This is a genomic window from Streptomyces sp. NPDC102402 (assembly GCF_044765765.1).
In the GTDB taxonomy this organism is placed as follows: Bacteria; Actinomycetota; Actinomycetes; order Streptomycetales; family Streptomycetaceae; genus Streptomyces.
Window position 1 is genome coordinate 732890 of sequence record NZ_JBIWKR010000003.1, and the last position, 12790, is coordinate 745679.

General features: G+C 71.8%; 14 protein-coding genes. 7 read left to right on the plus strand and 7 right to left on the minus strand.

Features of this window, described 5'->3' with window-relative positions; translation table 11 throughout:
* Positions 1-31 precede the first annotated feature (31 nt).
* The 3 genes from ACIRJR_RS12840 to ACIRJR_RS12850 are packed head-to-tail and all read right to left on the minus strand — an operon-like array spanning position 32 to position 3265.
* Positions 32-1843 carry an SMI1/KNR4 family protein gene (locus ACIRJR_RS12840; protein WP_403778162.1) on the minus strand — a complete coding sequence of 604 codons (1812 nt, stop codon included), beginning with the start codon at positions 1841-1843 and terminating at the stop codon, positions 32-34.
* A gap of 53 nt (positions 1844-1896) precedes the next feature.
* A complete protein-coding gene (locus ACIRJR_RS12845; protein WP_403778165.1) occupies positions 1897-2709 on the minus strand; it encodes an SGNH/GDSL hydrolase family protein in 813 nt (270 codons plus the stop codon).
* Positions 2696-3265, minus strand: coding sequence for a PadR family transcriptional regulator (locus tag ACIRJR_RS12850; RefSeq protein WP_403778168.1), 570 nt, complete (start codon positions 3263-3265; stop codon positions 2696-2698). Before ACIRJR_RS12850 ends, ACIRJR_RS12845 begins: the two co-directional genes overlap by 14 nt.
* An 86-nt stretch (positions 3266-3351) precedes the next feature.
* Between ACIRJR_RS12850 and ACIRJR_RS12855 the strand changes: the two genes are divergently transcribed.
* The 6 genes from ACIRJR_RS12855 (at position 3352) to ACIRJR_RS12880 (ending at position 8533) form a co-directional block, all read left to right on the plus strand.
* Positions 3352-3783, plus strand: a complete 432-nt coding sequence (locus ACIRJR_RS12855; protein ID WP_403778171.1) for a nuclear transport factor 2 family protein — start codon at positions 3352-3354, stop codon at positions 3781-3783.
* Between the two features lie 441 nt (positions 3784-4224).
* Positions 4225-5898: an ATP-binding protein gene (locus tag ACIRJR_RS12860; RefSeq protein ID WP_403778174.1), complete on the plus strand. Its 1674-nt coding sequence runs from the start codon at positions 4225-4227 to the stop codon at positions 5896-5898.
* A gap of 5 nt (positions 5899-5903) precedes the next feature.
* Positions 5904-6314, plus strand: coding sequence for a roadblock/LC7 domain-containing protein (locus ACIRJR_RS12865; RefSeq protein WP_403778177.1), 411 nt, complete (start codon positions 5904-5906; stop codon positions 6312-6314).
* Positions 6311-6682 (plus strand): DUF742 domain-containing protein, encoded by a 372-nt coding sequence (locus ACIRJR_RS12870; RefSeq protein WP_403778180.1) that lies wholly within the window; start codon positions 6311-6313, stop codon positions 6680-6682. The genes ACIRJR_RS12865 and ACIRJR_RS12870 overlap by 4 nt, the downstream gene beginning before the upstream one ends.
* On the plus strand, positions 6663-7271 hold the full coding sequence (locus ACIRJR_RS12875) for a GTP-binding protein (protein ID WP_403778183.1): 609 nt from the start codon (positions 6663-6665) through the stop codon (positions 7269-7271). The genes ACIRJR_RS12870 and ACIRJR_RS12875 overlap by 20 nt, the downstream gene beginning before the upstream one ends.
* Positions 7268-8533, plus strand: coding sequence for a cytochrome P450 (locus ACIRJR_RS12880; RefSeq protein ID WP_403778186.1), 1266 nt, complete (start codon positions 7268-7270; stop codon positions 8531-8533). The genes ACIRJR_RS12875 and ACIRJR_RS12880 overlap by 4 nt, the downstream gene beginning before the upstream one ends.
* A 58-nt stretch (positions 8534-8591) precedes the next feature.
* Here the strand turns inward: ACIRJR_RS12880 and ACIRJR_RS12885 are convergent, their stop codons facing one another.
* Both ACIRJR_RS12885 and ACIRJR_RS12890 read right to left on the minus strand, forming a co-directional pair.
* Positions 8592-9623, minus strand: a complete 1032-nt coding sequence (locus tag ACIRJR_RS12885; RefSeq protein ID WP_403778189.1) for a 7-epi-alpha-eudesmol synthase — start codon at positions 9621-9623, stop codon at positions 8592-8594.
* 408 nt (positions 9624-10031) lie between these two features.
* On the minus strand, positions 10032-10460 hold the full coding sequence (locus ACIRJR_RS12890; protein ID WP_403778192.1) for a pyridoxamine 5'-phosphate oxidase family protein: 429 nt from the start codon (positions 10458-10460) through the stop codon (positions 10032-10034).
* Positions 10461-10715: 255 nt separating this feature from the next.
* Between ACIRJR_RS12890 and ACIRJR_RS12895 the strand changes: the two genes are divergently transcribed.
* Positions 10716-11192, plus strand: a complete 477-nt coding sequence (locus ACIRJR_RS12895) for a GNAT family N-acetyltransferase (RefSeq protein ID WP_403778195.1) — start codon at positions 10716-10718, stop codon at positions 11190-11192.
* Positions 11193-11213: 21 nt separating this feature from the next.
* On the opposite strand, the gene ACIRJR_RS12900 is transcribed toward ACIRJR_RS12895, so the two are convergent.
* Together ACIRJR_RS12900 and ACIRJR_RS12905 are read right to left on the minus strand one after the other, a co-directional pair.
* A complete protein-coding gene (locus ACIRJR_RS12900; protein ID WP_403778198.1) occupies positions 11214-12116 on the minus strand; it encodes a glycosyltransferase family 2 protein in 903 nt (300 codons plus the stop codon).
* Between the two features lie 77 nt (positions 12117-12193).
* Positions 12194-12775: a GNAT family N-acetyltransferase gene (locus ACIRJR_RS12905; protein WP_403778201.1), complete on the minus strand. Its 582-nt coding sequence runs from the start codon at positions 12773-12775 to the stop codon at positions 12194-12196.
* Between the last annotated feature and the right edge of the window lie 15 nt (positions 12776-12790).

Here is a 12790-nt window from a genome sequence, read left to right on the forward strand (position 1 = left end):
CCCCGGAAGGGGCTTCAGGGGGACGCGGTGGTCACCGCGCCGCCAGATCCTCGGCCAGCTCGCTGCGCCAGTCCTCGCTGAGCCTGCGGTGCAGGACCGAAGCCGTGGCGATCGGCAGCGGCAGTGCGAGGAAGCGGCGCAGCGTGTCCGACGCGTCCGCACGGAGCTGCCAGGCCCGGAAGTCCTCCTCGGTGAAGGGCAGTTCGGGGGCGCCCCGGGGCCTTCGCCAGGCCGGTTCCGTCGCGGGACGGGCCGCTGCGGCCTCGGCGACGATCGTCCGCATACGCACGTCCAGGGCACTGTCCTCCGCCGGCTCGGGGGTCTCGCCGCGGCCGAGGGCCGCCAGGACCGTCGCGACCTCCGGGAAGGCGTCGAGCCCCGTCTCGGCGGCCAGTCTGCGCAGTTGCGCGGTGATCGCCGCGCGCAGCCGAGGCGCGGGGGTGCCTTCGACCAGTTCGCCCAGGGGGAAGTTCCGGATCTCCGTGTGGGGCCGGCACGACCACTCGGGGAAGTCGTCCAGGACAGGGAGGACCAGGCCACTGGGCAGGGGGTCGGTGAGCGCGCGGTCGAGGTCGAACTCGATGCCGAACCCGTCCCGCAGACCGGCCAGGAAGTCCTTGTACGCGGCGGTCGAGCCCGGCCAGGGGTCGACGCCGAGCGACTGCGCCTCCGTGCCGTCGGGGAGCCTCACATAGTCCTCCCGCGGGGACGACACCAGGCGGTCCTGCGCGCCTTCGGCATGCGGAAGGCCGTGGTCGTACACGGTGAGGCGGACCTCGGGGCCCTTCTTGGTCACGGCGACGACCCGGGTGTCCCGGGCCAGCCTGCGCAGTACCTCCGGGCGGGTCAGCTGCGGGGACCCGGTGCTCTGTGCCAGGAACCCCCAGTCCCCACTCCGTCCCGCGCGCACCAACGGCCGGGACGCCGCCCAAGGGCTCGCCGCCGATCGCTCGGCGTGCGCGTGCGAGCGGTCGCGGACGGTTTCCCACCGCACCACGCCTGCCCGCCGCAGGAGTTCCTCCGCCGTCATGCCCTCGGCGAAGACCAGGTCGGGCTGGGGCGGCTCGGGCGTCGGGGAGGACCCGAAGGTGATCGTCACGTACGACCCGCTCCGGGGCGGCTCCGGCTGCGGGCGTGCGGGCTCCGGCTCCGGCTCGGGTTCGGCGTCCGCGAGGGTGAGGGGCGAGGTGGGTGCCGCCTTCACCGTGCGCGTGGCGTCCTCCCAGATCAGCGCCCCGTCGACGGCCAGCGGGACCTGGCCGCCCACGGGCAGCCGCCGTTCCAGTGAGTCGGCGAACGCCGACAGCACGGCGCGCAGCGAGGGCCACGCGCTGAACGACGGGACGTCCTCGTTGAAGTAGCGGCCCACGCGACCCTGGTCGTCACCACCGCGGCAGGTGAGGAACAGGCCGTCCTGGGCGTCCCAGCAGATGCCATGGGTGATCAGCAGCCACTCATGGCGCCAGTACGCGTCGAGTTCATGCCTGTCCTCGGCGTCGTGCTCGTCCCCGTTGTCGTACTCGTCCTCGACGTCCTCGCCGACGGACCGGAGGAACAGTGTGTTCTCCACGATTCCCGACACTCCGGCGAGCGGGCCGAAGTGCCCGAACACCGGCGCGCCGTCTTCCAGCTCGACCCCGTCGTGACAGCGGAGCGAGGCCACGAGTTCGGGATGGAACCTGAGATCGAGGCGCTCCTCGGCCTCGGCTATCGCCTCCGGGGACGCGGGCGGCATCAACCGTGCCCGGCTCAGGGGGGCGTGCTCCGAGAGCCAGGCGTCGATGCGGGCCCAGGAGTCCGCCACGGACGGCAGCGGGGCGGTCGGCGAGGTCGTCGGCGTCATGTGATCACCCTACGAGGGCGCACTGACAACACCCCGGCCGGCGGCGGCGGTTCCTACGGGCCTGTGTCCGCCGGTGAAGGAGGGGCGGGAGCGCCGCCCATGGGCAGCAGCAGGGGCCGCTTCGCGGTACGGCCGTCGCCGGAGGAGCGGCCGCGCAGGCGGCGTCCCAGCCAGGGGCCGAGGAACGCGGCCGTCCAGCGCAGTTCGGCCGCCGCGGCCCGCAGGCCGGAGGGTACCGCCTGCGGCGGCAGCGGACGTGCCCAGGCGTCGTCGCTTCCGGGCAGCCCAAGGGCGTGGGCGGCGGCCGCGGCGATCCGCTCGTGGCCCAACGGGCTCGAGTGGAGCCGGTCGGTGCTCCAGAGGCGTGGATCGGTGGTGACGGCGTGCCCGGCCCCCTCGGCGACCGTGACCCCGTGCCGGGCGGCAGCGGCGCGGATGCCGGCGTTGAGCTCGAACACCCGGCCCCTGACCGGCCGGGCGATGGGCGCGATCTTCCCGACGTCGGGGAACGTCAGGGTCAGCACGTGGGCCCCGGCCCCGGTGAGCGCCGAGAACATCTCCTCCAGGTGGCCGACCGTCTCCTCCGCGTCGAACCGCGGCCGCAGCAGGTCGTTGACCCCGGCGACGACGGTGGCCAGGTCGGGGCGCAGGGCCAGGGCCGCCCCCAGCTGCTCGGAGCGGACCTGGCGGGCGACACGTCCTCGTACGGCCAGGTTGGCGTACTCCAGCGAGGGGTCGATGGCCGAGAGGTGCTCGGCGAGCCGGTCGGCCCAGCCCCGCAGGCCGATGAGGTCGTCCCCGTCGCCGACCCCCTCGGTCTGGCTGTCGCCCAGGGCGACGTAGCGCAGGTATTCACCGCTGCTCATGAACGGTCCGCCTTTCGCGGAGTACGGCTGAGATCCGCAGGCACCAGTCCCGGGTGTCCCGCTCGAGTGAGAGGCCCCGCAGGCAGGTCAGGTACGGCCCGATCCGCTCGCCCCTGACCAGGAACTCCTCTTCGTCCGCATCGCCCCGCATCTGCCGCAGCAGGGTGTCGAACAGCTCGATCCTGGCCGCGGCCGCGGACGCCCGTTCCTCGATCTGTTCGATGACCGGGGCGATGTCGATGTGGTCGCAGGCCTGGACCTTGACGAGCAGGTCGTCGCGGATGAAGGAGGGCTTCGACAGGGCGGCGGCGAACGTCTCCAGCTCGGCGAGGCCGGCGTCGGTGACCTGGAACAGCCGCTTGTTGGGCCGGTTCTCCTGGATCACCTGCCGCCCGGCGACCAGCCCGTCCTTCTCCAGCCTGGCCAGCTCGGCGTAGAGCTGCTGGGGCAGGGCGTGCCAGAAGTTCGCGACCCCGATGTCGAACACCTTGGCCAGTTGGTAGCCGCTGTACTCGCCGTCCAGCAGTGCCGCCAGCACGGCATGTCGCAAGGCCATCGAAGGGGCCCCTTCCCTTTTCTTGTCCGCCCCCTCATCATACTCATGAATCTGAGTAGTCACATTCTTGAGTACATGGAGGGGTCATGGAGACCGTCGAACGCTTCCGCGCCGCAGTGGAGAAGCGGGATCTCGCGTCGCTGGAGGAGCTGTTCACCGAGGACATCCGCCTCCACAGCCCGGTGAAGTTCACCCCCTTCGAGGGCAGGCCCATGGTCCTGGGGCTCTTCGGGGTCCTGCTGCGCACCTTCGAGGACTTCCGCTACGTCGGGAACTTCGAGGGCACGGCCGAGGCCGGCGCAGGCGGCGGGGACCTCCCGTCGGCGATCCTCGTCTTCCGGGCGACCGTGAACGGCAAGCAGATCCACGGCATCGACCTGCTCCAGTTCGACGAGGCGGGCCTGATCAAGGAGTTCACCGTGATGGTCCGCCCGCAGTCCGCGGTGCACGCCCTGGGCGAGTCGGTGCTCGCCGGTCTGGTCGCGGACGGTCTCGTTCCCCGGCCCGACGGCAGCTGAGGGGGACGGGCACGGAACTCGGCGGCAGCTGAAGGGGGGACGGGCGCGGAACTCGACGGCAGCTGAAGGGGGGACGGGCGCGGAACTCGACGGCAGCTGAAGGGGGACGAGCGCGGGAGCAGGCGTCCGGCCTTCGCGGAGCGCCTGCTTCCGCCCCTTCCGGCCAGGTGTGTCCGGCCCGTGGCGGCCGGGGGCGCCGTGGACCTGTGCCGCGCAAGGGCGCACACCGCCGCGGCCGCAAGGATCTGGCCAGAGCTTGATCGAATATCTTCCGGTCCGCGGAGGACGGTTGATCAATTCGATCATTGACCCGATAGGCTCCTCTGCGGCGCGGCGAGTTGACGCGATGTCACTCGGTCGCTGCGTTGCTGCGCGCGCTCCCCACAAGCGGCGGCTGCATCGCTCCCCCCAGTTCGACAGTGTTGCTTTCGAAGGATGCAGATGGAACTTGCCACTCCACCCCCGGCGGCACGCGCTCCGGTCGCTTGGTTCGGCTGGTGGCTGATGCCGCTGGCCTTAGGAGCGGGAACCGTCGTCACCGCGGTGGCGGGACCTGACGAGGTCCAGATACCCGCCACGTTCGCGGGAGCGGCGGTCACCGTCGCCGGCTCGGTCTGTGTGCGGCTCCTCATCCGGAGCCGGTCCCAACTCCGCCGTGCGAACGCCGCCTTCCAGTCCGCCCAGGCGGAGCACTCCCAGCAGCGCTACGCGGACGGGCGGGGCCGGGAACAGAGATTCGCGGCCGAGCGCTCGGCGCTCGAAGCGCGACTCGGCGAGCAGGCGGCCCACTTCGAGGCCCAGCTGGCCGAACACGCCCGGTCCTACGAGACGGGCATCGCCGCACGGTCCCGCGAGGCGGAGGAGCGGCTCGGACTCCAGCAGGCGGTCGTCGCCAGGCTCGGTGAGAGCCACCTCCCCGAAGCGGTCGCAAGACTGCGGGACGGCGAGGCCATCGACGACATCCTGGCGGAGGTCGGCCAGGAGCCCGACGCGAGTCCGGAACTGCGCGCCGCGCTGCGCAAGGTCCTGAGGACCGCGCTGCTCGGAGTGGAAGAGGAGCTGAACCGCTCCACCTCGGCCGAACAGGCCGTGGTCGGCATCGGCAGCCGGATCCATGTCCTGACCGGTCGGCTCCGCGGGCGGCTGCACGAGATGCAGGGCGAGCACGGGCGGCTGCCCGCGGTCGCCCAGGGCCTCATGGAGCTGGACCAGGAGATCGGCCCCGCCGACTGCCTCGCCGCCAGCATCGGCGTACTCGGAGGTTCGGACCGGCCCGGACGCCAGTGGCAGGAGCCGCAGCGGCTGCTCAGCGTGGTCCGGGGCGGCATCGGCCGCATCAAGGACTTCAACCGCGTCCAGGTGCGCCACCTGCCCGAACTCGGCGTCGACGGCGGCCTGGTCGACCACCTCACCCTGATCTTCGCCCACCTCCTGGACAACGCGGCCCGCTACTCGCCGCCCACCGAGCCCGTGGTCGTCTCCGGCAAGGAGGTGCCCAACGGTGTCGGCATCGAGATCCAGGACGCGGGGAAGGGGCTCAGCGACGAGCGGAAGCGTGAGGCGGCGCAGTCCATCGCCGGCACCTCGAAGGGCCCCGGTCTCGGCGGCATCTCCGAGGACGCCAACCTCGGACTGCGCGTGGTGGGGGCCCTGGCCCGCCGCTACGGCATCCGCGTCACCTTCGCCGATTCGCCGTGGCTCGGTACGTCCGTGGTCGTGGTGGTTCCCCACAAGTACTTCAGCCACCTGCCCGCCCCCGTCACCGAACCGGTCCGGCCCGTCGTGGAGAGGGCGGAGCCCGCCCCCGCGCCGGCTGTGACCGCCGTACCGGCGGACAGCACCGAAGCCGGCGATTCCATGGACACCACGCCCGGCGGCCTGCCGCGACGCAGGAGCAGGCGGACCGACACTCCGGCGGCCCGGCCGGCCGACGCCGGCCGGACCACGCAGTCCATGGCCCCCGTGCCGCCGGACGCGTCGTTCGCCGGCCTCGCCGCCTTCGCCACGGCCGGACGCGAGAGCGCCCCGCCGGAGGCGACGACCGCCGACGCCGGCCCGGGCGCACGCGAGACGACCGCCGGCCGCGCGTACCACCGCACTGAAGAGAGCGACTAGTCCACATGACGCAACAGGCAACCGACGTGAGCTGGGCGCTCCGGGATCTGACGGAGAGCATCCGCGAGATCCGTTTCGCCCTCGTGGCCTCCAGCGACGGAAAGGCCATCACGTCCTACGGAGCCGAGGACCCGGACGACGTGGACCGCTTCGCCGCCGTGGTCGCGGGGCTGCAGGCGCTCGCCCAGCCCGTCGCCGAGCAGTTCCCCACGTACGCGGGGCAGCTCCGGCTGGCGATGATCGAGGTCGACGGCGGTCACCTCTTCGTCGTGCGGGCCGGTGTGGAGACGTACCTCGGGGTGCTCGCCAGGGAAGGGCTCGACCAAGGCCTGCTCGGCCATCAGATGAGGGACCTGGCGCGAAGGATGGGTGAGCTCCTCGGCACCAGCCCGCGCCTGGAGGAGCACTCTGGATGAGTGGTCCCCGCCGGCCCACGGACCCGCCCGGTCTCGAGCGCTACTACGTCCTCACCGGGGGGCGCAGCGGACCGGGCGGTTCGGCGTCGACCCTGGACGTGGCGACCCTCATCATCTCCCGTGCCGCAGCCGAGCCCGGCCTGCAGCATGAGCACGAGGAGATCCTCCGGCGCTGCCGCGATCCGCTGTCGGTGGCCGAACTGGGCGCCCACCTCGGATTGCCCTTCAACATTCTCGCGGTGCTCCTGGCCGACCTGCTGGACGCGGGCCGGGTCGAGGCCCGCGATCCCATCCCGGCGTCAGGAGCCGGCCGCGCGCCCGACCTCGCGCTCCTTGAGGAGGTACTCAGTGGACTTCAAAGGCTTTGACCATCCCGGCCGGCACGCGGCGGGCGGCGGCACCCGCTCGGTGAAGGTGATGATCGCCGGAGGGTTCGGCACCGGGAAGACCACCCTGGTGCGCTCGGTGAGCGACATCAAGCCCCTCACCACCGAGGAGACGCTGACCCAGGCCAGCGTGGACGTCGACGACCTGATCGGGGTGGCGGACAAGCAGCAGACCACCGTCAGCCTCGACTTCGGCAAGATCGGCATCAACGAGGAGCTGGTGCTGTACCTGTTCGGGACACCCGGGCAGGAGCGGTTCTGGTTCCTGTGGAACGGCCTCTTCAAGGGGGCCCTGGGGGCCGTGGTCCTGGTGGACACCCGGCGGCTGGCCTCCAGCTTCCGGGCCATCGAGGAGATGGAGCGGCAGGACGTCCCGTTCGTCATCGCCCTGAACGTGTTCCCCGACTCCAAGGAGCACCCGGTCGAGGAGATCCGTGACGCCCTGGACATTCCCGAGCACACCCCGGTCGTGACCTGCGACGCCCGTGACCGGACCTCGAGCCGGGACGTGCTGATCGCACTGATACGCCACCTCAAGGAACGCTCGGCCGTCGCACTGGAGCCCCGATGACCGACGACCACCCGGCGAACGACGCGGACACCACCCGCGGCTGCCCCGTCATGCACGGCGGCGCCGGCGGCCCCACCCGGCTGTACGGCCCGGACGCGGCGGTCGACCCGCAGGGCATCTACGGGCGGCTGCGCAAGGAACACGGAGCCGTGGCGCCCGTCCTCCTCGAGGGGGACGTCCGCGCCTGGATGGTCCTCGGCTACCGCGAGAGCCGGCGGGTGCTCGACAACCCCCTCCAGTTCAGCCGTGACTCGCGCATCTGGCGGGACTGGAACGAAGGGGGCGTCGAGGAGACCTCTCCGCTGATCCAGATGCTCGGCTGGCGCCCCGACTGCGTGTCCCAGGACGGTGAGCCGCACCGCAGGCTGCGCAGGGCCGTCACCGACAACCTGGACACCCTCGCGGGGCGCGGCATCCGGCGCCACGTCACGCACTTCGCGAACAAGCAGATCGACGCGTTCGCGGAGAAGGGCGGCGCGGACCTGGTGGGCGAGTACGCCGAGTACCTGCCGATGCTCGTGCTGACGCGGCTCTTCGGGCTCCCGGCCGCCGAGGGCCGCAGCCTCGCCGTCTCCTGTGCCCAGGTCATCAAGGGCGGGCCGGACGCCATGGCCCACAACGACCGCATCATGGAGATCCTCGGTGAGCTCGCCGAGCGCAAGCGCGCCGAGCCCGGCCCCGACTTCACCACCGGGCTGCTCGGCCACGACGCGGGACTCGACGAGGGCGAGATCCTCAGCCATCTGCGGCTGGTGCTGATCACCGCGCACACCACGACCAGCAATCTGCTGGCCCGGGTGCTGGAGCTGGTCCTCACCGACTCCTCCCGCCTCGCGGGACTCGTCAGCGGGCAGCGGGCCGTCTCCGAGGTCGTCGAGGAGGTCATGTGGAACACCCCGCCGCTGGCGGTCCTCCCGGGCCGCTTCGCCACGGCGGACCTCGAGCTCGGCGGTACACAGATCAAGGAGGGCGACCTGCTGGTGCTCGGGCTCGCGGCGGGCAACCTCGACCCGGACATCCGGCCCGACTCCGGGGTATCCGTGCACGGCAACCAGTCGCACCTGGCGTTCAGCGGCGGACCGCACGAGTGTCCCGGACAGAACATCGGCCAGGCCATCATCGAGACGGCCGTCGACGTCCTGCTGCACCGGCTGCCCGGACTCCGGCTCGCCGTGCCCGCAGAGGAGCTCACCTCGACCGCCTCCACCTGGGAAGCGCGTCTGGACACCCTCCCGGTCGTGTTCGCCCCGCAGCCCGGCTGAGTCCGGCCGTGCCCCCTCCCGCCCGGCCGCGTCCCCAGGCCGGGCGGGAGGGGGCGCGTCAGACGGCGAGCAGGTCGTCCAGCGACCCGCGTCCCGCCAGCTCCGCCGTCGCTGCCGGGCCCTCCTTGGCGGCGGCGTAACGGCCCGAGGTCAGCGCCCACTCGTAGTTGCCGCTGATCCAGTGCTGGATGGCCTCCACGCCCATCCGCACCTGGTCGCGCTGCTCGGAGCCGAGGCCGAGCTCCTCGCACATCACCGGTACGTGCGCCTCGAGCCGGAGGTACTCGTCGAGGCATTCCGTGGTCATCCGGTACGCCTCGTCCGCGGCCTGCTCCCAGGTGCCGCCGCGCTCCCGGTGCAGTACGGCTATGAGGTTGTGGCCGTCACCCCGGCGCTTCTCGCGCTCGAAGGAGTGGATGTCGTTCATGAACCCGATCGTGTCCGCGGCCAGGTCCCGCATCCTGACCATCAGGTCGTGCGCCTGGACCTGCGCCGGCACCTCGAAGCCCCGGCTGCGCTCGCCGGCGTCGATGCTGTGGTGGATGCCCACGGTACGGCGGCGGAACTCCGCGTACTCCTCGATGCCGAGTGTCCCGGCACGGCCCCTGGCCGCGAGGTCCACCTCCTCGGTGTGCGCCACCAGGAAGCGGCCCCAGGAAGCGGCGAACCGCGTCCGCCATGTCAGGGACATGCCATCCGAGAGCTTGGCCCACACCTCGGTCCAGGCGGTGGTGATCGGGCAGATCACGCGCGGTGGGGTCCCGGCCGGCCGCAGCGGGGTGGCGATCAGCTCCCGTGCGACCTCCGCTATGCGGTCCGCGCGGTCAGGGCTTCCGGAGTCGAACTGGTCGTCGAAGAGGAAGGCCAGGGAGAACCAGTTCATCAGGACGACCATGTCGTCGGCGGACGCGTACGGGTACGTCCGGGCCGCCGCCTGGGGGAGGTCCCAGGACTGGTACTCCTCGAACCCCGCCTGGCTGCGCACCAGGCCCATCTCCCAGACCCAGCGCAGGTGGCGCTCGCGGGCGTGAGCGAGGTGCTCGCTCACCGGGGCCTTGAAGGGGAGGTCGAATGTGACGTCCTGCGGCATTGGCATCCTCTCTTGAGACGATTCACAGGCCCCCCGCCCTGCGACAGGGCGATCGGAATTGACGCCCATTGACTCGAAGTGCCCATTTTGAGACGCAATTTGATGGCTCATCATGGGCGCCCTGAGGCTGCCCAGAGCCTAAACGATCTATGCCACAAGATCGGTACGAAGAATCTCACAGCGGAATCAGCGCTTCCCCGGGTGCCGGGGCGTATGAGATGCCGCTATTGGGCCAGGTTTGCCTTGGTCTGTTCCGGGTCGTCGAAGGCTCTCGGGTTCCAGCGGGTTCCAGCGGGTTCCGGCCGTCGCCGGCCGGCTGTGTGCGGCCGGAAGACCGGCCCGTCACTCCCTCCCTGACGCGGGGGAGTGACGGGCCGTCAGAACTGCGAGCACGCGACTCCGGTGCTTTCAGACCGCGCCCAGGTCGGAGCTGAGCCAGCGCTGAGGACGCATGTGGATGACGACCTGCTCGCCGTGCTCCCTCCAGGCGAAGTCGACGTAGCCCTCGACCTTCTCGGCCGGGAGGTAGCGCGACGACATCTCCACCAGCTGTTCCCGGGTGGCGGGGAGCGTGGCGACGACGGGCCCCTCGACGGAGACGTAGCGGACGGTGGGCGCGACGCGCTCGACCATGATGCTGAAGCGTCCCGCCGCGGCGATGGAGGTCCCCTTGCGGGAGTCGCGGCCCGTCATGATCCACAGGTCGCCACCGGGCTCGTACTGGTACCAGATGGGCACGGTGATCGGGGCCCGTCCCTCCTCCGTCGCGGTCACGGCCAGCGCTGCGACGTGCGGTTCGGCCAGAAACTGCTCTCGTTCGTTGCGGGTCAGTGCCACAGCTGTACTCCTCGAGTTGGCGGTCGGCATTGCCTCAGGCCGCATTATGCAACGCCCCTCCCGGCCCGGAAGCGGAGTCACACACCATCCCGGTCCACGAGTTCCGGGGCGGCCGGGCGTACCCGCGAGCGGGCGCCCGGAGCGCGGCGCCGAGGGCCCTCCGGCGCACCGGACGCCGCTCCCGGCGGACCGCTGACACGCCCGGGGGTGCCCCTGGTATACCTGTGCGTTCACCGGCGAGGGGGAGCGAACAGGATGGCTCAGGACATGTCCGTTCGGCTGCGGGCGGCGACCACCGAGGACGCGGGGGAGATCACCCGTGTCTTCCTCGCCTCACGGGCCGCGGCGCTGCCCGGTCTGGCGCGGGTGCACAGCGACGAGGACACACTCGCCTGGATCACCCATGTCCTGCTGCCCGGCACCGAGGTGTGGGTGGCCGAGGGGGAGGCGGGGGAGCTGATGGGCTTCGCCGCCCTGGACGGGGACGAGCTCGATCAGCTCTATCTGCGCCCGGACGCCCTGCGGAGGGGCATCGGGACGCGGCTGCTGGAGCGTGTGAAGGAGGCCTCGCGCGGCGAGCTGAGCCTGTACACCTTCCAGCGCAACACCGGTGCGCGCGCCTTCTACGAGCGTCACGGCTTCGTCGCCGCGGCCTGGGACGACGGCAGCCGCAACGAGGAGGGGGAGCCGGACGTGCTCTACCGGTGGACCGCGCCCGCCGGCCCGAGGTGACCGGAGGGGGCCGCTGGGCGGTCAGACGACCGGCGGCCGGCCCAGGCGCGTCATCCGCCACACCGTGCGCCAGCGCATCGGCCTGCGCTCTCCGCACCCGGTGCGCACCCCCTCGGCGAAGCCCGCCGCCCAGGCGCGCAGGCCGGAGGCCGAGCGGGTGCGCGCGAGGGTGAGCAGGATCCAGGTGCCCAGGTAGGCGGGGACCAGGGGGAGGGGCAGGTTGCGGCGGGCCAGCCAGACACGGTTGCGGGCCGTCATGCGGTAGTAGACCGCGTGCCGCGCCGGGGACGTCCTGGGGTGCTGGAGCAGGAGGCCCGGCTCGTAGAGGATCGTCCAGCCCGCGTCGAGCGCCCGCCAGGACAGGTCGGTCTCCTCGTGGGTGAAGAAGAACTCGGCCGGCCAGGGGCCGGTGGTGGCGAGCATCTCCATGGAGAGCGCGTGGCCGCCGCCGAGGAATGCCGTGACCTGCCCGCCGCGCATGGGATCCCCGGCCCGCAGCCGCGGGACGTGACGGCGCTGGGTCTCGCCCTGTTCGTCGGCGATGCGGAAGCCCACGATGCCGAGGCGCGGGTCGGCGGCGTACAGCTCCTGGACGGTACCGAACACGTCCTTGTCCACCAGGAGACCGTCGTCGTCCAGTTCGATCACCACGTCCACGTCGCCGAAGCGGGCGAGGACGTCCAGCGCCTCGTTGCGGCCGCCGGGACAGCCGAGGTTCTCGTCCAGTTCGAGCACCGTCACGCCGCCGCCGAGGTCCTCCAGGCCGGGGAACGCGCCGTAGTCCGGAAGGGGGGAGCCGTTGCCCACGACGACCACGCGGAAGGGCCGCGCCTCCTGCATGGCCACCGACGCCAGGAGCGCTTCGACCTGCTGCGGGCGGTCCCCCATGGTCACGATGGACACACCGACGCGGGGTACGGACAAGGTTCGGCTCTCCCGGGTTCTCGGCGGCTGCGGCACCGCGGTCCTGCCGCGGTGCCCGCGATCGTAACGTCCCGTGTTCAGCTTCCGGTGGGCACCCGGTCACCGGAAGGACGGTCGCTGTTCAGCCGGGCGTACATGAGCATGTCCCGGCGGCTCCCCCCGATCTCCTGCCAGCCGCGCAGCAGTCCCTCGCGCCGGTAGCCCGCGCTCTCGGCGGTCCGTACGGAGGCCGTGTTCCAGGGCTCGACGAGCAGTTGGACCCGGGGGATGCGCAGCTCGTGCAGGGCCCAGGTGGTGACCGAGCGCAGTGCCGCCCCCGTGACCCCCTGGCGGCGGGCCGGCGCCGTCATCCAGTATCCGAGCGACGCCCTGCCCTCGGCCGCGTCCGCGAGCCAGAGTCCGATGGAGCCGACCGGCCGCCGGTCCCGGGTGCGGGCGATCGTGAACGGGTACCCGGTCCCGGCGGCCGCCCGGTGCCACTGGCGTCTGACGTAGGCCTCGGCCGCCTCGTCGGAGTAGGGCGAGGGGATCGTGGTGATGAGCGGGATGTAGTCGTCCCCCGCCGCCTCGCGGATGAGGGGCAGGTCGCTCATCTCCCAGGGGCGCAGGACGAAATCGGCTCCGGCGGTCATGCTGGGGACGGTCAGCGGTTGTGCCATGCCCGCCATCCTGCC